Source organism: Sphingomonas sp. Leaf30 (genome assembly GCF_001422525.1).
Taxonomy (GTDB): Bacteria; Pseudomonadota; Alphaproteobacteria; order Sphingomonadales; family Sphingomonadaceae; genus Sphingomonas; species Sphingomonas aerolata.
Window position 1 is genome coordinate 232,206 of the sequence record NZ_LMKZ01000018.1, and the last position, 20,812, is coordinate 253,017.

18 protein-coding genes and 1 pseudogene are annotated in these 20,812 nt (G+C 66.0%); 14 read left to right on the plus strand and 5 right to left on the minus strand.

Annotated features, from left to right (window positions below; translation table 11 throughout):
• The first annotated feature begins 649 nt into the window (after positions 1-649).
• The 4 genes from ASE89_RS14815 (at position 650) to ASE89_RS14830 (ending at position 5,272) form a co-directional block, all read left to right on the plus strand.
• Positions 650-1,045, plus strand: a complete 396-nt coding sequence (locus ASE89_RS14815) for a hypothetical protein (RefSeq protein ID WP_056679249.1) — start codon at positions 650-652, stop codon at positions 1,043-1,045.
• A 179-nt stretch (positions 1,046-1,224) separates the two neighbouring features.
• The gene (locus ASE89_RS14820; RefSeq protein ID WP_056679252.1) at positions 1,225-1,536 is read left to right on the plus strand and encodes a hypothetical protein; all 312 of its coding nucleotides are present in this window, start codon (positions 1,225-1,227) and stop codon (positions 1,534-1,536) included.
• Between the two features lie 478 nt (positions 1,537-2,014).
• Positions 2,015-4,084 (plus strand): TonB-dependent siderophore receptor, encoded by a 2,070-nt coding sequence (locus tag ASE89_RS14825; protein WP_236701811.1) that lies wholly within the window; start codon positions 2,015-2,017, stop codon positions 4,082-4,084.
• Complete coding sequence (locus tag ASE89_RS14830) at positions 4,085-5,272, plus strand: DUF1624 domain-containing protein (RefSeq protein ID WP_056679255.1); 1,188 nt, start codon at positions 4,085-4,087, stop codon at positions 5,270-5,272.
• A 63-nt stretch (positions 5,273-5,335) separates the two neighbouring features.
• Here the strand turns inward: ASE89_RS14830 and ASE89_RS14835 are convergent, their stop codons facing one another.
• Positions 5,336-5,677: a PilZ domain-containing protein gene (locus tag ASE89_RS14835; RefSeq protein WP_031395616.1), complete on the minus strand. Its 342-nt coding sequence runs from the start codon at positions 5,675-5,677 to the stop codon at positions 5,336-5,338.
• Between the two features lie 23 nt (positions 5,678-5,700).
• Positions 5,701-7,614 (minus strand): methyl-accepting chemotaxis protein, encoded by a 1,914-nt coding sequence (locus ASE89_RS14840; RefSeq protein WP_443024350.1) that lies wholly within the window; start codon positions 7,612-7,614, stop codon positions 5,701-5,703.
• 179 nt (positions 7,615-7,793) lie between these two features.
• Here ASE89_RS14840 and ASE89_RS14845 point away from each other — a divergent pair, with 179 nt between their 5' ends.
• Entirely contained in the window at positions 7,794-8,906 is a 1,113-nt protein-coding gene (locus tag ASE89_RS14845; protein ID WP_236701812.1) for a carbohydrate porin, read from the plus strand.
• 88 nt (positions 8,907-8,994) lie between these two features.
• Here ASE89_RS14845 and ASE89_RS14850 read toward each other — a convergent pair whose 3' ends face one another.
• Positions 8,995-10,884: a putative bifunctional diguanylate cyclase/phosphodiesterase gene (locus ASE89_RS14850; protein ID WP_168427691.1), complete on the minus strand. Its 1,890-nt coding sequence runs from the start codon at positions 10,882-10,884 to the stop codon at positions 8,995-8,997.
• A complete protein-coding gene (locus tag ASE89_RS14855; RefSeq protein ID WP_056679260.1) occupies positions 10,881-12,011 on the minus strand; it encodes an FIST signal transduction protein in 1,131 nt (376 codons plus the stop codon). Before ASE89_RS14855 ends, ASE89_RS14850 begins: the two co-directional genes overlap by 4 nt.
• Before the next feature lie 211 nt (positions 12,012-12,222).
• Between ASE89_RS14855 and ASE89_RS14860 the strand changes: the two genes are divergently transcribed.
• From ASE89_RS14860 to ASE89_RS14870, 3 genes are read left to right on the plus strand one after another with little or no spacing between them, the layout of a single operon-like run.
• Entirely contained in the window at positions 12,223-12,459 is a 237-nt protein-coding gene (locus ASE89_RS14860; protein WP_056679263.1) for a hypothetical protein, read from the plus strand.
• Entirely contained in the window at positions 12,459-12,713 is a 255-nt protein-coding gene (locus ASE89_RS14865; RefSeq protein ID WP_056679266.1) for a hypothetical protein, read from the plus strand. Before ASE89_RS14860 ends, ASE89_RS14865 begins: the two co-directional genes overlap by 1 nt.
• A gap of 32 nt (positions 12,714-12,745) precedes the next feature.
• Positions 12,746-13,222 (plus strand): hypothetical protein, encoded by a 477-nt coding sequence (locus ASE89_RS14870; RefSeq protein ID WP_056679269.1) that lies wholly within the window; start codon positions 12,746-12,748, stop codon positions 13,220-13,222.
• A 390-nt stretch (positions 13,223-13,612) separates the two neighbouring features.
• On the opposite strand, the gene ASE89_RS14875 is transcribed toward ASE89_RS14870, so the two are convergent.
• Positions 13,613-14,092, minus strand: a complete 480-nt coding sequence (locus ASE89_RS14875; RefSeq protein WP_056679272.1) for an SRPBCC domain-containing protein — start codon at positions 14,090-14,092, stop codon at positions 13,613-13,615.
• 296 nt (positions 14,093-14,388) lie between these two features.
• Between ASE89_RS14875 and ASE89_RS14880 the strand changes: the two genes are divergently transcribed.
• The 6 genes and pseudogenes from ASE89_RS14880 to ASE89_RS21285 all read left to right on the plus strand — a co-directional run.
• Positions 14,389-15,267 (plus strand): TorF family putative porin, encoded by an 879-nt coding sequence (locus ASE89_RS14880; RefSeq protein WP_056679275.1) that lies wholly within the window; start codon positions 14,389-14,391, stop codon positions 15,265-15,267.
• Positions 15,268-15,373: 106 nt separating this feature from the next.
• Positions 15,374-15,463, plus strand: a complete 90-nt coding sequence (gene kdpF, locus ASE89_RS14885) for a K(+)-transporting ATPase subunit F (protein ID WP_022685962.1) — start codon at positions 15,374-15,376, stop codon at positions 15,461-15,463.
• Positions 15,464-15,477: 14 nt separating this feature from the next.
• Entirely contained in the window at positions 15,478-17,181 is a 1,704-nt protein-coding gene (gene kdpA, locus ASE89_RS14890) for a potassium-transporting ATPase subunit KdpA (protein ID WP_056679278.1), read from the plus strand.
• Between the two features lie 12 nt (positions 17,182-17,193).
• On the plus strand, positions 17,194-19,230 hold the full coding sequence (gene kdpB, locus ASE89_RS14895) for a potassium-transporting ATPase subunit KdpB (protein ID WP_056679281.1): 2,037 nt from the start codon (positions 17,194-17,196) through the stop codon (positions 19,228-19,230).
• A gap of 12 nt (positions 19,231-19,242) precedes the next feature.
• Positions 19,243-19,833 (plus strand): potassium-transporting ATPase subunit KdpC, encoded by a 591-nt coding sequence (kdpC, locus tag ASE89_RS14900; RefSeq protein ID WP_056679285.1) that lies wholly within the window; start codon positions 19,243-19,245, stop codon positions 19,831-19,833.
• A pseudogene (locus ASE89_RS21285) lies at positions 19,833-20,812 on the plus strand (histidine kinase); the annotation flags it as partial. The gene kdpC and the pseudogene ASE89_RS21285, both read left to right, overlap by 1 nt.

Genomic DNA, 20,812 nt, shown 5'->3' on the forward strand with positions numbered 1-20,812 from the left:
ACTACAGAAGCGCGGTCGAGCAGGGCGAATCTTAAGATTTGCTCGCGTTGCGCTTGACTTGTAGGATAATGTTGCTCAGATGTTCTCACCGCAGCAATAGGCGGGGGATGGCATGGTCCAGGCATCAGGCATCAGGCACCAGTAAGCGGACCGCATTTTCATGGTGGCTACGGACGGGCATGGTGCCATCGGCGCTAGGTCCTGACGGTCTCGAACTCAAATTCAATCCATGGCATGATCCGGCGGACCGCCGGTTTACATTTGCAGGCGCGGGGCGCCATGATGGATCGACCCAAACCGATACGACGAGCGCCAGAAACGATCGTGCGCGTTCTGGGAGCGGTCGCGCTCCAAGCCCAGGGGATAATCATACATCGCGGACCGCAAAACCGCCAAAGGCTGAAACGCCCCGCGCCCGATCGCTCACGGGCGACGACTCGAAATCGGTAGAACGCAGGTCGGCCAAGGTGCAGTCCACGCGGATCCCGGGAGCGCGGCCCGGTGGTCAGCCGAACCCCGTCGCCGAATTCGTTGATGGCGTCGGTCAGGGACTTATGATGTTGGGGAAGGAACCGTGGCAGGAGTCCATGCTGCGCTAACAACAAATCCGGTAACGACTGTTCGCAACGCCGGCCGTGGCATCGCGGCCATGATCGACACCGCAATCGCTGCTGAGGATACCCCGGCCCATATCCCGGCCTCCCGCGCGGCAAGCGCCGTTGCCAACGCCTCGGTGCGGGACATCGGTCGCGCCGCAGGAAAGGTTGCTGGGAACGTCGCGCTGGCGATAGCGCCGGGGGCGGCGCTCTCCAAGGCTGCCGCATTGCGCCGACTCGCTATCGCGAGGCCGCGTATAACCTTTGACCCGCCGCAAATCGGCTGGGTCAAGGAGACGACCACGTCAAAAAAGGCATGGAAACCCTATGACGATTCGGCGCCCGGCGCGCGCGCCGGTCAGGCGCCAACGTTGATGCGGACGATGCCCAACGGTTCTAAGCGGCCGGTGAAGTTTGACGGCATTCAGGGCGATTATATTTTCGACTGAAAATGGGCTGTCGTAAACAGGCCTCGTTCGCGGGCCCAGATTTTGCGGCAGTCGGAGGTATCAGCACAACACCGTCTGATCGGGACGTGGGAGGACCCTACGCCTGTCGAGAAGACCAAGGCACTGAAACTGCTCAAGCAGATGAGCATCACGAACATCCACGTAAGGGTTGTGAAGCCATGATCGCTATGCAGGTTGCAGAGATTATCGCGGAGTATGCCGTGTTCCTCGAACTGACCGACGACGAGGAACTTAACCCTGACACCGCCGTGAAGATGATGGAAGCCTTAGCTAGCCATCTTCAAGAGATGGACAAGGGATTTCTCCGTGAGCTCGTGAATGCGTTTCCGATCATAGCGGAAGAATATAGTGGCGAGGCACAAGAGGTGGTGCGCAACATATCTTATGGCTACTATCTTGAAGAGGCTCTTGCAGTCGACGACCCGGTCAAGATGGCTGCATTGGAAGCGTTGCGCGACGCGAGGGGCTGAGCGGCCGTCGCTGTGACCCATGAAACCTTCTAAATCCCACTTCGTAGCGCCGCGGTTGCGCGCGAGCGTCGTGAGGCTGTGGCGCAATAGGTACGAGCGCCACTCGCGGCCCTTCGGCAGTCCGAGCTTCGTAAGCAAGGTGTCCCAGGCCCGGTCGACATCCTGCACCGCTCGCCCGTGATAATTGACCAGCCAGCCGCGGCCGGCGCGGTCCCTCAATTTGATTTACGTGAGGTCGCGTATTCGGCCCATAGCCGGCGATCGAGCGTCGGGAGGACGGGCAGCAAAGCTCGATGCTTCTTGTTTTGCGTCCCGCCCTGCAGGTTCAGGTCGATCGTTCGTACACCTGGCCACCACTGCAGACTGCCGCGTTGCCATAGCGGAGTACCAACGTTATGCGACAACATATCATCGCATATGAGGAAGTCTCTTGGCACGCTGGACGATGCGGACTGTGACACGATTATCGGGCGGGGATGTGCCGCTTCGGCTGCGGCACACGCTTGGCGCGATCGGCATGATGGCAGGGTCGCCAGCGGTTGCGCAGGCCGTGGAGGAGCCGGCGGAGCGCAACGAGATCGTCGTGCTCGGGACCCGGACGTCGCGGGACGCGACGCTTTCCTCCGATCGTGCGACCGAAGTCATGTCGCAATCGAGCCGGTCACTCGAACAGGACATCCTGCGTGCGGCGGGCACCTACCGGTTGAGCGACGCGCTGGAGTTGGTGAGCAGCAGCAGCCAGCAGAATAATCGCGGGGGCTTTGCCGACAATTTCGCGATCCGCGGCTTTTTGAGCACCGCCGATGGCGGCGGCGAATATTATACCGATGGCTTCATCGCCAATCGCGGCAGCGCCCCCGCGCGGGACCCTGCGACGATCGAGCGCATCGAGATCCTCAAGGGCCCTGCCGGCGCCGTCTTTGGCGATATCGATCCCGCCGGACGGGTCAATATGGTCAGCAAGACGCCGCGTTTTGCATCACAGGCGTCGGCTTCGCTGCACTACGGATCGTTCGACACGCGCCGCATCGAACTCGACGCGACGGGGCCGCTGACCGGGACGCTCGCCGCGCGGATCGTGGTCGCGACTGAAGACAGCGACGGCTACCGCGATTTCGTAACGGTGAAGCGCCGCGTCGTGTCCCCGTCGCTGACCTTCCGGCCGAGCGACGCCGTACAGCTCACCTATCTTGCCCAGCACATCGTCTATGACGCGCCGTTCGATCGCGGTGTGGCGGCGGTCGATGGCGATCCGCTCGCGCTGCCGGCGTCGCGGTTCCTCGGCGAACCCTCGAACGAACCGACGCGCGCACGCGACACCCGCCACCAGTTGACCGGCGAAGCGCGGCTGGGTGGGACATGGTCGCTCGTCGGCGGCGTCGCCTATCGGACCGGCACGTTGCGGGGCTTTTCGGCGGATCCGTCGCGCCTCGTGGACGGGCGCACGCTGTGGCGACAGCGCCGCGAACGGGGTTACGAAGTCGAGGATCTGTCCGCACGTCTCGAAGTGCGCGGCGAAGTGCAAGCCCACGGGCTCCATCGTCCGAGCCTGGGCATCAAGGGCTACACGCTCGACTATCTCGAACTGCTGAACCGGCGAAATCCGACCGCAGACAATCCCTATGCGATCGACGTCTTCAACCCCGTCTATGGCGAGACACAGGCCCTGCCGCTCCTGCCCAGTATCGATCAGCGCGAAACGCGGCGCGTGGTGTCTCTGTACGCGCAGGACGCGTGGACGGTGACCGATCGGCTCGATCTCGTCGGGGGCATCCGCCTCGACGCCTATCGGCAGCAGCTCGCGCGCAATCTCGTCAAGGCGACGACCGTGTCCAGGGGGCGCCCCGTCAATTTCCGGCTCGGCGCGCGCTATGCCGTCAGCGACGCGCTCTCGGTCCACACCAACTGGGGTGAGTCGTTCCAGCTGAATTCCGGCAGTGGCGCGGGGGGGGTCGCGTTCGCGCCCGAACAGGGGCATGGCTACGAAATCGGCGCGGCGGGCCGCTGGCGCGGTATCGATGTCGGCCTGACCTGGTTCGATATCAAAAAGGGCAACGTCCTCACGACGGATCCGAACGACGCCAATTTCCTGGCGCCGGTGGGATCGCTGACGAGCCGCGGCGTTGAATTCGATGCGTCGCTGCGGCTTGCCGCGCGGTGGCAGGCGGTGGTGAACTATGCCTGGACGCGGGCGCGCACCGACGATCGGTCGTTCGCCACGCCGCTGGCGCTGAACGTCCCCGATCATTCGGCGACGGCCTTCATCGTGCACCGCTTCGATCCCGGAACCGGCCGGGACTGGCAGATCAGCGGCGGTGTCGCCTATGTCGGCAAGCGGTCCGGCGCGACCGACGCCAGCGGGCTCATGCTGCCCGATTATGTGAAGGTGAAGGCGTCCGCCGACATTCCGCTATCGAGTTCGCTGACGGTCCGCGCCGAGGTCGATAACCTGTTCGACGAGCGCTACGCGCAAAGCTCGTACAATTCGGTCTGGATCTATCCAGGCGCGTCACGCACCGTGCGCGCGTCGCTTCGAGCGGAATTCTGAATGGCGATAATGACGGACCAGACGCGCGCTGCCGCACCCGATCGCAATATCCCGCGCAGGCGACTGGAGAGCATCGACGCGGTGCGCGGGATCGTGATGATCCTGATGCTGCTCGACCATCTGCGCGAGACATGGCTTGTCCTTGTTCCCATGCCCGATCCGGTGGATGCCAACACGGTCATGCCGGCACTCGCGATCGCGCGCTTCGCCGCCAGCTTCTGCGCGCCGATCTTCGTCGCGCTGACCGGCCTTTCCGCCTATCTCTTCGGCGTCAGCCACACGCCGCGCGAAACCGCCGCGTTCCTGGCAAAGCGCGGGTTGCTGCTGATGGCGATCGACGTGCTGTACCTGTCGCCACTCTATTGGGGGATCGTGCCTCAGCCGACCTTCTGGCTGCAGGTGATCTGGTGTCTCGGCCTGTGCATGATCCTTCTCGCCGGGCTGATACGGCTCCCCCGGCCGGCACGGATCGCCCTGGGACTGGTGCTGGTGTGTGGCCACAATCTGCTCGATCCCGTTCGGCTGCACCAGGGGGACACGCTGTTCCCGGTCTGGGCGCTGCTGCACCAGCGCGACGTCATCGCCCTGCCGTTCGGGTTCCTGGCCAGGACGACCTATCCGATCCTTCCGTGGCTGGGGGTCATGCTGCTCGGTCACGCGATCGGGCCGTGGTTTGACCGCATGGTCGAATCCGCGCAGCGCAGGCGATATCTGACGCGGCTCGGCATCGGGATGATCTTCGGCTTCATCACGCTGCGCGCGTTCAACCTCTATGGCGACGCGCCCTGGCATGTGGTCGATAACAGCCCGCTGCGGACGGCGATCAGCTTCCTGTCGATGACGAAATATCCGCCGTCGCTCCTGTTCCTGCTGCCGACCCTGGGCGGCGGAGCGCTGCTGCTGGCGCACTGCGAGCGACTGGCGAGCTCACGGCTTGTCTCCGGTCTGGCCGTGTTCGGCGCCGCACCGATGTTCTTCTATCTGTTTCATCTCACCATGCTGCGCATCCTCTATCACGCGGCGCTGGCGTGGTGGGGGCCGACCGATGGTGCGGTCTTCATGGTCGACGGCTATGCCTGGGTGCTCATCTGGTACGTCGTCCTGATCATACCCTTCTCGCTCCCGACGATGTGGTTCGCGCGGTTGAAGCAGCGTCGTCGGGATATCGCTTGGCTGCGCTTTTTCTGATGGCAGGTCCGCATCGGCGCGGTGACGACGCGATCACGCGGCCCCCGACGGGCATGCCGCAGCTCAGGCGGCGTGTCTGACGGCCATCGCGACGATATGCTCGATCACCTGTTCGGGGATCGGGTTGGCGACCTCCAGCCCGAATCCCCCGAGATAGGACCACGCCACCCAACCGGGATATTGGGCGAGCCCGGGTATGTCGAGCGAGAGAAACCGGCCGATCGTGACGCCATATTCGGACTGGATATTGAAACCCCGGGACGAGACATTCTGAACGATCGCCGCGTGTGTGTCGCCGAAGCCGGTGACGATCGTCACGGGGAGGCTGATCGCACGCCGCGTGCAATTGCGTCGATCGAGCAGATCGTGGCTGATGTCGCTGGCGAGGCGGCGGTAGGTCTTCATACGCCACATCTAGGCCATCAACCCTAATGCCGCGTTAAGCACGCGTCGCTCGCGTCAAAAGGCGGCGAACCCGTATCCGCGTCCTCGTCGATACCAACCGGGGCGGGGGGCGTGGTGGTCGCCGATCGAGACGAGCGCAGGCGCGTGTCGCGCTGTAGGTCCGGTTGTTCGGTCATCTGCCGAATTGCCCCGGCGCCACGCTGCGCGCCTTCGATGCGGAATTTCGCCGCCTGGTCCGACAGCGCTGCGACTTCGGCGGTCAGGTTGCGCGCCGCCGCGGAGGTCTGTTCGACCATCGCTGCATTCTGCTGCGTTGCCTGGTCCATCGCACCGACCGCCATGCTGACCTCGGTAATTGCGCTCGACTGTGCACGATTGTCGTCCGCGATCCCGGCGAGCAGCGTGTGAACGCCGCGCACATCCGTCGAGATCGCCAACAGCGCACCATCGACCCGTTGCACGCGTTCCACCGCGGTGCCGATATCGGCCTGCGTCGCGGTCAACTGGTCGCGCGCGCGTCCGGCCTCCTCCTCGGCACGCATCGCCAGCGCGGACACGAGGTCGGCGACGACCGCAAACCCACGGCCCGCCTCGCCGGCACGCCCTGCCTCGACCGCGGCGTTCATCGCCAGCACGCGCGTCTGGAACGCGATCTTGTCGAGCCCTTCGATCACGCTGTCGATCCCGGTCGCGCTTTCGCTGACCCGGGTCATCGCCTGGACCGCCTCGTCCGCGATCCTGCGCCCGTCCGCCACGGTGGTGATCGCGCCGTCCGCCCGCTCGACGGTCTGGCCCGCGGCGACCGCGGTAGCCCTGAGGCGCTGATCCATCTGCGCGATCGCCGCCGCGGTCTGCTCGAGGCTGGCCGCGTTGCTTTCGGTGCGCCGGGCGAGATCCTCGCTCGCCTGCGCGATCTCCTGTGATCCGGTCCGGATCATCATCGTCCCTTGCGCGACCGATCCGATCAGCCCGCGCAGGCTGGCAAGCGCGCTGTTGAAATTGCTCTTGAGCCCGGTGAACGGCGCATGCAGATCGGCGACCACCTCGGCAGTCAGATCGCCCTGCGCCAGCGCGGTGAGGCCGGTGCCAAGGCTGTCGACGATCAGCGCGGCCTGTGCCTGTTTCGCAGCCTCGGCCGCCTGGAGCTGGTTGCGGAACGCCAGCATCGCCTTCGCCATGTCGCCCAGTTCATCGCCACGATCCGCGCCCGTCACCTCGGCCGCAAGATTGCCATCGCCGAGCGCGCGCATCGTGCCGGCAAGGACCACGATCGGCTCGACGACCCGGCGCTGTGCGACCATCACGAAGGCGAGCGTCCCGGCAATGCCGACCGCCAGCGTGATGGCGAGCAGGATCATCGCGATCGTGCCGAGCTGCTCCGCTTTCTCGGCGGACCGTGTCGAATTCGTCTCGATCGCATCCGACGCCGCGCCCATCGACACTTCGAGCACGCGGAACTGATCGAAGAACCCGGGCAGCATCGCACGCGCGGCGACCGGATCGCGGCCGACGCGATCGATGACCTGCGTCGCCGCGCGGACATAGGCCTCCATCGGCGCCGCCAGCCTGGAGGTTACCGCGGCGACCGCGGCATCGCCGGTGTACGCCGAATCCGCTGCGATCCCTTCGCGCAGGGCGACGAGATGCTCGCGGAAATCCTTCTGGATATCATCCGGCTTGATCGCGCTGCCGGGCTCCGCCGACTGGAATGTGGCGAGCACGTCGCTGCGGATCGCGTCGTGCATCATGTCCGCGCCCTGGTGGTTGGAAAGCAGCGTCGTCGCATCGGTCAGACGGTGCAGCGCGGCGCTCTGCATCCACGCCGCGCCGATGCCGGTCGCACCGCAGAGCAGCATCAGTCCGAACAGGACCACGCCCGCCATCCGGATCATACGGGTCAGCGACATCGCATCACGCGACCGGGACTTCGTCATCATCATGTTTTGCTGGCCTGTTCCGTACTGGGACACGTTTCGATTTCTATAATAGGCGGGAATGCAGTGCTCGGAGGTGGCGCGTGGATATTATGACGGTGCCTCGACTGGTCGGACCCGCCCTATTACTCTCCGCGGCCTGGACGTTACCTGCCTGGGGGCAGTCCGGCCCGCCAGACGTCGTGCAAGACCCCCCGCCACGTGCCGTCGCGATCACGGGACGCTATGTCGTCGATCTCATGGGCAACGTCGCTGGCGGCGACGCGCGGGGCGCGCGGGTGCTCGACAATCTCGAGGTCACGGCCGATGGCGACCTCGACCGGCTGGCCGGCTGGCGCGGCGCGCGCGCGCATCTCCATGTACTCAGCAATCAGGGGGGATCGATCAATGCGCTGGCGGGGACGGTGCAGGGCGTCGACAATATCGAGGTCGCTGACGGCCGCGTGAAGCTGTACGAGGCGTGGGTCGAACAGGATCTTGCGGGTGGGCGCGCCGCGTTGCTGGTCGGGCTGTCCGATCTGAACGTCGACTTCTATCAGAATGATTCCGCGGGCATGCTGGTCGCGCCGGCGTTCGGCATCGGCTCGGAGCTCGCGGCGACGGGGCCCAACGGGCCCTCGATCTTCCCCTCGACCGCGCTGACGATGCGACTGAAGACGTCGATCGGCCCATCCGGCTATTTCCATGCCGCCGTCGTGAATGCGCGGGCAGGGGTGTTGGGCGATACGACGGGGATCGACCTCGGAATGCACGATGGCGCGCTTCTGATCGCGGAGGCGGGGACACGCGCCAACGGCAAGCTGGCGTTCGGTGCGTGGCGCTACACACGGCAGCAGGACGACATGCGAGCGTGCGACGGCAACGAAAATCCGGTCAAACGGACGGCGAACGGCGCCTATTTGCTGGTCGATCAGCGGCTGGTCGGTGACGACGGCCGGGGCATCGATCTGTTCCTGCGCGCGGGCATATCGGACGGGAAGACGACGCCGTTTCGCGGCGGTTTTCAAACCGGGCTGCTCGCACGCGGCCTCGTTCCCGGACGGCCCGACGGGCAATTCTCGATCGGCGTCGCGCAGGGCCTGTTATCGCAGGCTCTGCGTCAGACGGTGCGCGATGCCGGCGATCACGCCGACGCCGCGGAGACGGGGATCGAGATCACCTATCAGGATCGAGCGGCGCCCTTCCTCGCGGTCCAGCCCGACGTGCAATATGTTCGCCGCGCCTATGCCGGCGCAGGCCGCCGGTCGGCGTTCGTGGTCGGCCTGCGGCTGATCGCCGAGTTTTCACGTCGCTGACGGTCATCCTCATCGCGGCTCCTGCGGGTCCCCGGGGACTGGCGTTGCCGTGAGCAACGGCCAGCCGCGTCCGATCCGCGCAGCCGGCTCAGGCGGCCTGTGAGTGAAGCGCGTGCATGCGGGAGACGAAGGGAAGCGTTTCGACGAACGGCACGGGGCGGCTGAAATAATAGCCCTGCGCGCTGTCGCACTTCTCAGCGACCAGGATATTCAGCTGGTCGAGCGTCTCGACCCCCTCGGCGGTCGACAGGATCCCGAGGCTCCCGCAGAGCCCCGTCACCGCACGCACGATCGCCAGGCTGTCGCTGTTGGTGCCGAGATCGCGGACGAACGACTGATCGATCTTGACCCGGTCGAACGGGAAATTGCGGATATGGCTCAGCGACGAATAGCCCGTGCCGAAATCGTCGAGCGAGATGAGCACGCCAAGTTGCTTGATGTCACGCAACTGCCTGAGGACGCTCGCCGTGTCGTCGAGCATCGCGCTTTCGGTGATCTCCAGTTCGAGGCGACGCGGATCGAGGCCGCTGACACGCAGCGCGTGTGCGACGACCGCCGGCAGCGTCCCCGACTTGAACTGCAACGCCGAGAGATTGACCGCGATCTTGACGCTGTCCGGCCAGCATGCCGCATCCCGACAGGCGCGCGTCAGGACGAATTCGCCGACCGCGCCGATCAGCCCGATCTCCTCGCACACGCTGATGAATTCGTTCGGGGGGATGATGCCGCGCTCGGGATGATACCAGCGTGCGAGTGCCTCAAAGCCGACCACCGCATGCGTGCCGATCGCGACCTGCGGCTGGTAGTGAACCTCGAACTCTTCTGATTTCAGTGCACGGCGCAGTTCGATCTCGAGCTCGCGCCGGCGGGTTGCGAAGACGTGCATGTCGGGCGTGTAGAAACAATAATTGCCGCGCCCGCCCGCCTTGGCGCTGTACAGTGCGAGATCGGCATCGCGGAGCATCACGTTGGGGTCGAGCGCGTCGACCTCGACCATGGTGACGCCGATGCTCGCGCCGATCTGGATATGGTGACCACCAATCTCAAAGGGTTGCGTCAGTGCCTCGATGATGCGGCGGCACAGTTGCTCGATCGCATGGTCCGACGTGACATGCTGGACGAGGACCGAGAATTCGTCGCCGCCCAGCCGGGTCACGACGTCATGATGACGGACCAGCGTGACGAGGCGCGATGCTACCGCGACGAGCAGCGCGTCGCCGACCGGGTGGCCGAGCGTGTCGTTGACGAGCTTGAACCGGTCGAGGTCGAGACACAGCATCGCGCAGCGATCACCGCTGCGGGCGTTGCGCATCATCTCGTCGAGCCGTTCGCGCAGCATGGTACGGTTGGGAAGATCGGTCAGGGCATCGTGCCGCGCCAGATGCGCGAGGCGCGCGGACGCGTTGCGCGCTTCGGTGACGTCGGCAACGGTGTCGAGAAATCCGCCATCGACCAGCCGGGTGCGCTCGATCGTGATGGTCCGTCCATCCGGCCAGCGCTGTTCGATCCTCGCGCCATAGGCGGAGGCCGCGCCGTCATATTCCTCGACCAGTCGGCGATGCTCGTCGGCCGTGCTGACCGACAGGCAGGGACTGTTGCTCAGCAGCTGGTCGAGCGTCAGGCCGGGAACGGCATGATCGAGCCCGTAGATGTCGAGGAACCGCTGATTGGTCAGCACCAGCCGCCGGGACGCATCGAACAGCGCGAGCCCTTGGTTCATGTTGTCGAGCGCGGCCTTGAACCGCAGGTTCTGAAGCGCGCTTTCCGCCAGCGCGACCTCCAGTTCCTGCGCCATCAGGCGGTTCGCGCGATCCGATCGCCGCCGATCGACATCGGTTTCGGCATAGGTCGCCGACACCAGCGCGAGCAGGCGATCGGTGTCGATCCCGCCGTCGGGCCGTCGCGCGCGTTCCGCCTGGCGTGCCGCGATTCGGTGGAGCACCGGCGGCTCGGTAGTGATCGGGGGCGGGGGCTTCACGCACATTCCCCGATCAGCGTGATCGTCATCGTCTGATTGTGGAGGCATGGCACCGCGGTCTGGTTTTGCGGCGCGATCTCGCCATAGGAATAGAAACCCGCCAGCGCGATGTCCGGGCCGAGCGCGGCGGCGACCGCGGCGATCTCCTCTTCGGTGCGCTGGCCCATCAGCAGCCGCCGCCCGACACAGCTGATCGCGAGGCACGCAGAGGGTGACGTCCCCCATGCGGCCGTCTGGTCGAGCGCATGGTGCGCCGCCGTCGACGCGCCGTTGATCAGTTCGTCGAACATCCCGCGCATCAGCCGTGCCTTCCACCCCTGCGGCATGTCGCCGGCAAAGGTCAGCGTCCCGGCGTCACGGTCGATGGCGAGCAATGTGCGCACGACGCGAACGTCGGGGTGGGCGGGATCCCAGATCTCGAGCGGATAGAGCAGCCCCGATGCGGGCAGATCCACCGCCTCCTCACCGAGATAGCGCTCGTACAGCGCGAGCGCCGGCTCGCCGTCGAGTCCGCACAGTGTCGATCCCGCCGCATCGTTGATCGTGCGTACGGGGCCGAAGGGCTGCCAGCCGCCCGCGCTACCATGCGCGAACCTGACATGGCCGCCGTAGAAGCCGATGGCGGCGACGACGTCTGCGTGGTGTTCGCCGCGTGCCAGGATCCGCGTGTCCGCAAACCGCGCGCCATCGCCTGCCAGCCCGCCGCTCAGCGCGACGTGATCGCCAATCACCGTGCGCAGACCGGCGACGAGGGCGCTGCCATTGACGTTCAGGCCGTTCGACAGGACGAATATGCCCGACAGGTCGTCGGCTGAGAGGTCCTTGCCAAGCGCGGCACCGGCCGAAAACGACAGGTCGGACGACGGCAGCGGCTGGACCGCGAGCCGCAGCTCGGTCCGGTCGAATCCCATGCCGAGGATGACGACCCCGTCGTCGTCGAGCCGATCACCTTCGACCATCGTCCCCGAACTGCAGCCGACGATCATCGCGGTGTCGTAGCGGTGCGCGAGACGGTCGATGAGCGTGCGATCGGCAAGGCGGTCGGTCGGGCCGAACACGATCACCAGATCGGGGGCCGCTGGGAATATCGCCGATTCGCTGTTCGCGTTGATTTGCTTCGACCACATGAGCGCCGTCCCGGAAATGGCAGTGAACGCTGCTTGTGCCGGTGGACTGGTTTCTGGCCTGTTGCCGGCGACCTAAGGGAAACCCCTTAGTCAGTGTGCCTATTCCTCCAGCCCGGAGCTGACCGATCGCACATGAACGACCCAAGCCCATTGAGAACGAAACAGGAACAGGATAGAAGTGCCGTCATCGAGTCGGCAGGAGGATCAGGCGATGGACAGGGACGATGACGGGGTTGAAGCGACGCGCGAGACATTCGGCAGGTGGCTGCTGAAACAGCGCGATCGCGGCGACTGGATCGATCCGGTCGCGGATGCGGCACGCGCCGATCGTCAGTTTCCGAAGGACGGCGACCCGGAAGCCGTACGCAAGCGCCTGCGCGAGATGTCGGCGGATGGCGATGCGTTCGCGGCGATCGACGATGCCGAAATGGACTGGATGGTGCAGTAATGGGCGCGCGACTTCGCCTGGCGCTGGTGCCGGCAGATCCACGTCAGGCGTTGCGCCAGCTGGCCGACGAGCGCGGAGAGAGCCTTTCCGCCCTGTCGCGCATGATCGACCGGTCACCCGGCTATCTGGCGCGCTTCATCAGCGAGGGGCGTCCGGCGGCCCTGACCCATGACAATCACCAGCGGCTCTGCACGTATCTCGGCGCGGGGGAGTTCGGGCTCGGGATCCGCGACATCTGGGTCCCGCGCACATGACGCGGCGCTGCATCGGGCGCCGTGCGTGACCAATGTCCGATCCTGCAAAACCGTCCACGCGTGCGCGGCTGATCTACACCGCGCTGTGCGTGCTCGACCAGACGATCGACGATTGCTGTCCGCACCCGGTGAAGCCAAATCCGGGGCTGCGGCTGGCACTGGCCTTGCTGCATTTCTGGGGTGAGGGCGACCGGTCGCCGTTCGACCAGTTCTGGCGCGTCGTCACCGCGGCACCCAATGCGATCACGCGGACGCCGGACACGCGGGCGACCTATGCCCGGACCTATCTCAGCGCGATCTGTCGACAGGTCGGGATGCCGCTCAGCGTCGATATGCTGATCGGGCTGCGCAAGGCGCGCGGCCTGCCGATCTATGAACGGCCGCCCGCCGCTTGCCTGCGCCCGGTGATGGCAGAGCAGCCACAGGACGATGGCGGCGGCCTGATAAAGGCCGCTGGACGCTCGCCCGATCGCGATGCTGCCGTTGGAAAAGGAGGGCAGGGCGCGTGACGGGGCGCCGTCTGTCTCGATCCGGGATTCGCGGATGACATGAGGCTTGTCCGCCGCGGCCATATTTGAGACGCTCGTTGCAGAGCTTACTGCTCCAAGACGGTAAGAGCTCGGCATCCCGCCCGCGACATCGACGGTGTCACACGGAGCGGGCGGGATGCTTCATACATTATCAACTACTTGATCCTAATCAAGCACTCGAGGCTCTCGCCTCCAGTGACGAGTACCCTCAGCGCCCCGCCATGATCTTTCACACGGACATGCGGGGCGCTTTTCTCGTCTTTGGCGAAGGCACGGGATCCATGCCGAAGCGGACAGCCGGGCGGGTCTGGCAAACGCTCCATGGCTCCAGCGAGCATATACTCCCAGAGCGGCGGTCTCCGACCCGCGCTATCGATCCTGGCCGGCGAGCAATGCGCCGAGTTGTCCCAGCTGCTCCGGCAAGCCTGCCGCCGAGCCCTGCAGTGCCTCGTCAAGCGCTTCCCGGGACGGATAGAATTCGCGAAACGTCAGCAGCGTCTGCGCATCGCGGTCCTCGAAGGTCACCGTCGTGATCGCGCCCTCTTCGCCTTCGTCATTGGTCCAGACGATGCGGTCGTTCGGTACCACCTCGATATACCGGCCGTAGAAGGTCATGATATCGGAGCCGCCGGCGCTGAACCCCAGCCGGTATGTGCCGCCGGTGCGGACGTCGAGGTCGCAAGAGACCAGCGAAATGCCGGCGGCGGACTTCGGTACCCACCATCGCTGGAAGAGATCGGCCTGGCTCCACGCTTCATAGACGGTGCTGCGCGGCGCATCGAATGTCCGCGTTACGACGAGTTCGCGATCGCCGCAGCGCTCGACCGCATTGCTACCCTGGCTGTCCATCGTTTGCCTCCTGCTTCAGGTCACCGATCACATTCTCCAATGCCGCCAAGCGGGCCTCGCAAAGCTGCCCGTGCGCCTCGATCCACATCGCCCCCGCGGCGAGGCCGCGCACGCCATCGCCAATTTGGCGCAGGTTTATCACCGGGCATATCGGCACACAGCGTAAAAATGCGCCAGCTATATGCGCGCTATATGCCATTTCCCGGAATCGATCTCGAATTGCTACGATCGATGCGCCTAATCGCACATCCCTGAAGGCATCGTCGTGTGACGAGCGCCGTTCAAGGGGTGCATCAATGAAGTTCCGTCATGCGGCCATGGTCGTCGCGATCCTCGCTCTTCCCGTCACCGCGCAGGCGCAATCGACACCCGGCGACAAGGCCGAGGCCGCTGTGGACACGGCCCCGCCGACAGCGCTGACGGTCAGCGGTTCGGCGGCGATCGCCTCCGACTATCGGTTTCGCGGCGTGTCGCAGTCCGACCGGGAAATGGCCGTCCAGGGCGGCATCACGGTGTCGCATGAGAGCGGTCTCTATGCCGGCGTCTGGGGATCGAACCTTGCCGGCTGGGGGACGTTCGGCGGCGCCAATATGGAGCTCGACCTGATCGGAGGCTACAAGGCGAAGCTTGCCGACAACGCGACGCTCGACGGGGGGCTCACCTGGTACATGTATCCGGGCGGCGCCGATAAAACAGACTTCGCCGAGCCCTATGTGAAGCTGACCGGGACGACCGGTCCGGCGACTCTGACCGCGGGTGCAGCCTATGCCCCCAAGCAGCAAGCGATCGGCAAATGGTATGCGACCGGCGCGGACGCGGTAGCGGGCGTCTATACGAGCCCGGGCGACAAGGACGACAATCTGTACCTGTGGGGCGACGGCGCGCGGGCGCTGGCGGGCACGCCGATCACCGCCAAGGCGCATGTCGGGCACAGCTGGGGTCAGGACGGGCTCGGTCCCAACGCGACCGCGGTCGCACCGACCGGCGAGTATTGGGACTGGTCGCTCGGCGCGGATGCGACTTACCGGAACCTGACCTTCAACGTCAGCTACATCGACACGGACATTTCGGCCGCCGAGGCGACCTATCTGCGCCCCAGTTTCAGCAAGGGACAGGACGGCAGCGGCAATATCGCCGGCGGCACGATCGTCGCGTCGCTGACCGCGGCCTTTTGAGGAGACGTGGCGATGGACGACCTGATCTGGATCCTTGTCATGGTCGGGCTGGTGGCGGCGACGCTCGCTTATGCCCGGCTCTGCGACAACGCATGAGGACGCACGCATGACGCTCGACCTCTGGCTCGCGGCGCTGACCGCGCTTGGCCTTCTTATCTACCTGGTGGCGGTCCTGATCCGCCCCGAACGCTTCTGAAGGAGGCGGACACCATGACATTCCAGGGCTGGATCCTGATCCTCGGCTTCGTCGCCATCCTGCTCGCGCTGACCAAACCGGTCGGCGTGTGGCTTTTCACGCTGTACGAGGGACGGCGGACACCGCTCCATGTCGTGCTCGGCCCGGTCGAGCGCCGCTTCTATACGCTCGCCGGAATCGATCCCGACGCCGAGCAGGGCTGGCGGCGGTATGCGCTCCACATGCTGTTGTTCAACGTTGCGTTGATGGCGTTCACCTATGCAGTGCTGCGCCTGCAGGGCGTGCTGCCGGGGAACCCGCAGGGGCTGGCGGGGCTGTCGCCGAATCTCGCGTTCAACACCGCGATCAGCTTCACGACCAACACCAACTGGCAGAGCTATGGCGGGGAATCGACGATGTCGAACCTCAGCCAGATGCTGGGGCTGACGATCCACAATTTCCTGAGCGCGGCCACCGGGATCGCGCTGGCGTTCGCGCTGTTCCGCGGCTTCGCGCGGCGGGAATCGAAGGCGATCGGCAATTTCTGGGCGGATATGACGCGTGTCACGCTCTATATCCTGCTGCCGATCTCGATCGTCTACGCGCTGTTCCTGATCGCCAGCGGCGTGCCGCAGACGATGGCGGGCGTGGTCGACGTCCAGACGCTGGAGGGCGCGAAACAGTCGCTGCTGCTCGGCCCGGTCGCGAGCCAGGAGGCGATCAAGATGCTCGGCACCAATGGTGGCGGCTTCTTCAACGCGAACTCGGCGCATCCGTTCGAGAACCCGACCGCGCTGACCAACCTTGTCCAGATGCTGTCGATCTTCCTGATCGGTTTCGGGCTGACCTGGACGTTCGGCAAGGCGGTCGGCAACACGCGGCAGGGCTGGGCGATCCTGTCGGCGATGGTGATTCTGTTCCTCGCGGGCGCCACCGTCACCTATTGGCAGGAAGCCGCGGGCAACCCGGTGCTGCACCATCTCGGCGTCGCGGGCGGCAACATGGAGGGCAAGGAGGTCCGCTTCGGGATCGCCGCGTCGGCCTTGTTCTCGGTCGTGACCACCGCGGCGTCGTGCGGCGCGGTCAACAGCATGCACGACAGCTTCACCGCGCTCGGCGGGATGATTCCGCTGTTCAACATGCAGCTTGGCGAGGTCGTGATCGGCGGCGTCGGCGCAGGGATTTACGGCTTCCTGCTGTTCGCGATCCTCGCGGTGTTCGTCGCGGGGCTGATGGTCGGGCGCACACCCGAATATGTCGGCAAGAAGATCGAAAGCCGCGAAGTGAAATTGGCGGTGCTGGCGATCGCGGTGCTGCCGTTGATGATCCTCGGGCTGACCGCGCTGTCATCGGTGTTGCAGCAGGGGCTGGCGGGGCCGCTCAACAAGGGGCCGCATGGCTTCTCGGAGATTCTCTACGCCTTCACCAGCGCGGTCGCCAACAACGGCTCCGCCTTTGCGGGTCTGACCGCCAACACGCCCTATTACAACGGGCTGCTGGGCGTTGCGATGTGGGTCGGGCGGTTCTTCATCATCGTGCCGATGCTCGCCATCGCCGGGAGCCTGGCCGCGAAGAAGTACACACCCGAAAGCGCGGGCTCGTTCCCGACGACTGGCGGGCTGTGGGTGGGGCTGCTGGTCGGCATCATCCTGATCCTGGGTGGTCTCACCTTCCTGCCGGGCCTCGCGCTCGGTCCCATCGCCGATCATCTTGCGATGATCAGCGGCAAACTGTCCTGATCGGGGGCCACCATGGCAAAGACCCAGACAAAAAGCCTGTTCACGGCCGACCTCGTCGTGCCCGCGATCAAGGCCTCGTTCTTCAAACTCAATCCCAAGGAGCTGATCCGCAACCCGGTGATGTTCGTCACCGGCGTGGTCGCGGCGCTGATGACCGTCCTGCTCGTGGTCGGGCAGGATAATCTGTCGATCGGCTTCAAGCTCCAGCTCGTCATCTGGCTGTGGCTGACCGTGTTGTTCGGCACGTTTGCCGAAGCGCTCGCCGAGGGGCGCGGCAAGGCGCAGGCGGCGTCGTTGCGCGCGACCAAGGCGGAACTGACCGCCAAACGGTTGAAAGGCGACGGGCGCGAGTTCGACGCGGTGCCCGCCAGCCAGCTCAAGGTCGGCGACATCGTGCTGGTCGAGACCAACGACCTGATCCCGTCCGACGGTGACGTCGTTTCGGGGGTCGCCTCGGTCAACGAAGCGGCGATCACCGGCGAAAGCGCGCCGGTGATCCGCGAGGCGGGCGGCGACCGCTCGGCGGTGACCGCGGGCACGCGCGTCATCTCGGACGAGATCCGCGTCAAGGTGACGGTCGAGCCGGGCAAGGGCTTTCTCGACCGGATGATCGCGCTGGTCGAGGGTGCCGAGCGGCAGAAGACGCCGAACGAGATCGCACTGACGCTGCTGCTCGTCGGGCTGACGATCATCTTCCTGATCGCGGTCGGCACCGTCCCGGGCTTCGCGTCCTATGCGGGCGGGTCGATCCCGGTGGCGATGCTGGCGGCGTTGCTGATCACGCTGATCCCGACGACGATCGCCGCCTTGCTGTCGGCGATCGGGATCGCGGGCATGGACCGGCTGGTGCGCTTCAACGTGCTCGCCAAGTCGGGGCGCGCCGTGGAGGCCGCGGGCGACATCGACGTGCTGCTGCTCGACAAGACCGGCACGATCACGATCGGCGACCGGCAGGCGAGCGAGTTTCGCGCGGTGTCGGGCACCAGCGCGCAGCAACTCGCCGAAGCCGCGCTGATTGCCAGCCTTGCCGACGAAACGCCGGAAGGCCGATCGATCGTGCTGCTCGCGCGCCAGACGTTCAACGTTGCGACGACCACGCTCCCTACCGGGGCCGAGATCATCCCGTTCACCGCGCAGACCCGCATTTCGGGGGTGAAGATGGCGGACACCTTGATCCAGAAGGGGGCGGTGGACTCGATCCTGCGCGCCAATGCCGGATCGGGCGAAACCGCCGCGGCGACCGAACTCCGCCGGATCACCGACGAGATCGCCCGCGCCGGCGGGACACCGCTGGCGGTGGCGCAGGACGGGCGCCTGCTCGGCGCGATCTTCCTCAAGGATGTGGTCAAGGCCGGCATCCGCGAACGGTTCGGGGAGCTGCGCGCGATGGGAATCCGCACGGTGATGATCACCGGCGACAATCCGCTCACCGCGGCGGCGATCGCGGCCGAAGCGGGCGTGGACGATTTCCTCGCCCAGGCGACGCCCGAGGACAAGCTGGAGCTGATCCGCAAGGAACAGACCGGCGGCAGGCTGGTCGCGATGTGCGGTGACGGCACCAACGACGCGCCCGCGCTCGCGCAGGCCGATGTCGGCGTCGCGATGAACACCGGCACGCAGGCGGCGCGCGAGGCGGGCAACATGGTCGATCTCGACAGCGATCCGACCAAGCTGATCGAGGTCGTCGGCCTCGGCAAGCAGTTGCTGATGACGCGCGGGGCGCTGACGACCTTCTCGGTCGCCAACGACGTCGCGAAATATTTCGCGATCATCCCGGCGATGTTCGTCGTCCTCTATCCGGGGCTCGGCGTGCTGAACGTGATGCGGCTGGGGTCACCGGAAAGCGCGATCCTGTCGGCGATCATCTTCAACGCGGTCATCATCCCCTGCCTCGTCCCGCTGGCGCTGCGCGGCGTCGCCTACAGGCCGATGGCAGCCGGACCGCTGCTCGCGCGCAACCTCGCGGTGTACGGCCTGGGTGGCCTCGTTGCACCGTTCATCGGCATCAAGCTCATCGACCTTGTGGTCGGTGGCCTCGGTCTCGCATAAGGAAAGACAGACATGGGCAAGGATTTCACCTCCGCGCTGCGGCCTGCGATCGTTATGACGATCCTGTTCGCGGTCCTTCTCGGGCTCGTCTACCCGCTTGCCATGGCCGGTATCGGCCAGGCGATCTTCCCGAGCCAGGCGCACGGCAGCCTGGTGCGCGATGCCCGCGGCACCGTGATCGGCTCGACCGTGGTGGGACAGGCGTTCACGACCGATCGCTATTTCCAGACGCGGCCATCGGCGGCCGGCAAGGGCTATGACGGTCTGGCGTCGTCGGGGTCGAATCTCGGCCCGGCGAGCCAGGCGCTGGTCGATCGCGTGAAGCCCGACGTCGCGAAACGCCGTGCCGAGGGTGTGACCGGTCCGATGCCCGACGATCTGGTCACCGCCAGCGGGTCGGGCCTCGATCCCGACCTGTCGCCCGCCGCCGCGCTGGCCCAGGCGCCACGCATTGCGCGCGTTCGCGGCGTGCCGGTCGAACGGGTTCGCGTGCTGGTCACGGACGCCACGGATGCATCCGTCCTGGGTGAGCCGCGCGTCAACGTGCTGGCGCTCAACCGTGGCCTCGACGCGGTGTCGGTCGCCGGCGCCCGCCCGCGCTGATGCCGGTATCGGGCGACGGCAGACCTGATCCCGACGCCCTCCTGCGCGCCGCCGCGCAGGAGGGCAGGGGACGTTTCAAGCTCTTCCTCGGTGCCGCGCCCGGGGTCGGCAAGACGTTCGAGATGCTGTCCGAGGGCGCCGCGCGCAGGCGGGACGGTGTCGACGTCGTCGTCGGCGTGGTGGAGACGCATGGCCGGGCGGAAACCCAGGCGCTGACCCGCGGCCACGAGATCATTGCGAGGCGGGCGATCGCCTATGAGGGCCGCACGCTGGAGGAAATGGATCTCGATGCGATCCTCGCGCGGGCGCCGCGCCTCGTCCTCGTCGACGAGCTCGCACATAGCAACGCGCCGGGCAGTCGCCACCCCAAACGCTATCAGGACGTCGAGGAGCTGCTGGTCGCCGGGATCGACGTCTATTCGACCGTCAACATCCAGCACGTCGAGAGCCTGAACGACATCGTCGCCAGCTTCACCCGCGTCCGGGTCCGCGAGACGGTACCCGACAGCGTGCTGGAAATGGCCGAGATCGAGGTCGTCGACATCCCGCCCGACGAGCTGATCGAGCGACTGCGCGCCGGCAAGGTGTATCTGCCGCACGAGGCGACGCGGGCGCTGTCGCACTTCTTCTCCAAATCGAACCTGTCCGCTTTGCGCGAACTGGCGCTGCGGCGCGCGGCACAGGCGGTCGACGCGCGGATGCTCGACGACGTTCGTGCACTCGGGCTCGGCGGCACCTGGGCGGGCAGCGACCGGATCGTCGTCGCGATCAACGAATTGCCCGGTGCCGACACGCTCGTGCGCGCCGCCAAGCGCGTGGCCGACGGGCTTCGGGGCCCCTGGACCGCGCTCTTCATCGAAACCCCGCGCGTCGCGATTTTCTCCGACGCCGAGCATCAGCGCGTTGCCGCGGCGATGACGCTGGCGACGCAGCTCGGTGCAGCCGTCGCGACGGTGCCCGCGACCGATGTCGTGGCGGG

Excerpts from the sequence above, each read along its gene's own strand:
- ASE89_RS14815 (WP_056679249.1), top strand. The coding sequence starts at position 650 with ATGATCGACACCGCAATCGCTGCTGAGGATACCCCGGCCCATATCCCG.
- ASE89_RS14820 (WP_056679252.1), top strand. The coding sequence starts at position 1,225 with ATGATCGCTATGCAGGTTGCAGAGATTATCGCGGAGTATGCCGTGTTC.
- ASE89_RS14830 (WP_056679255.1), top strand. The coding sequence starts at position 4,085 with ATGGCGATAATGACGGACCAGACGCGCGCTGCCGCACCCGATCGCAAT.
- ASE89_RS14835 (WP_031395616.1), bottom strand. The coding sequence starts at position 5,677 with ATGAAGACCTACCGCCGCCTCGCCAGCGACATCAGCCACGATCTGCTC.
- ASE89_RS14840 (WP_443024350.1), bottom strand. The coding sequence starts at position 7,614 with ATGATGACGAAGTCCCGGTCGCGTGATGCGATGTCGCTGACCCGTATG.
- ASE89_RS14855 (WP_056679260.1), bottom strand. The coding sequence starts at position 12,011 with ATGTGGTCGAAGCAAATCAACGCGAACAGCGAATCGGCGATATTCCCA.
- ASE89_RS14860 (WP_056679263.1), top strand. The coding sequence starts at position 12,223 with ATGGACAGGGACGATGACGGGGTTGAAGCGACGCGCGAGACATTCGGC.
- ASE89_RS14865 (WP_056679266.1), top strand. The coding sequence starts at position 12,459 with ATGGGCGCGCGACTTCGCCTGGCGCTGGTGCCGGCAGATCCACGTCAG.
- ASE89_RS14870 (WP_056679269.1), top strand. The coding sequence starts at position 12,746 with ATGTCCGATCCTGCAAAACCGTCCACGCGTGCGCGGCTGATCTACACC.
- ASE89_RS14875 (WP_056679272.1), bottom strand. The coding sequence starts at position 14,092 with ATGGACAGCCAGGGTAGCAATGCGGTCGAGCGCTGCGGCGATCGCGAA.
- ASE89_RS14880 (WP_056679275.1), top strand. The coding sequence starts at position 14,389 with ATGAAGTTCCGTCATGCGGCCATGGTCGTCGCGATCCTCGCTCTTCCC.
- kdpF (WP_022685962.1), top strand. The coding sequence starts at position 15,374 with ATGACGCTCGACCTCTGGCTCGCGGCGCTGACCGCGCTTGGCCTTCTT.
- kdpA (WP_056679278.1), top strand. The coding sequence starts at position 15,478 with ATGACATTCCAGGGCTGGATCCTGATCCTCGGCTTCGTCGCCATCCTG.
- kdpB (WP_056679281.1), top strand. The coding sequence starts at position 17,194 with ATGGCAAAGACCCAGACAAAAAGCCTGTTCACGGCCGACCTCGTCGTG.
- kdpC (WP_056679285.1), top strand. The coding sequence starts at position 19,243 with ATGGGCAAGGATTTCACCTCCGCGCTGCGGCCTGCGATCGTTATGACG.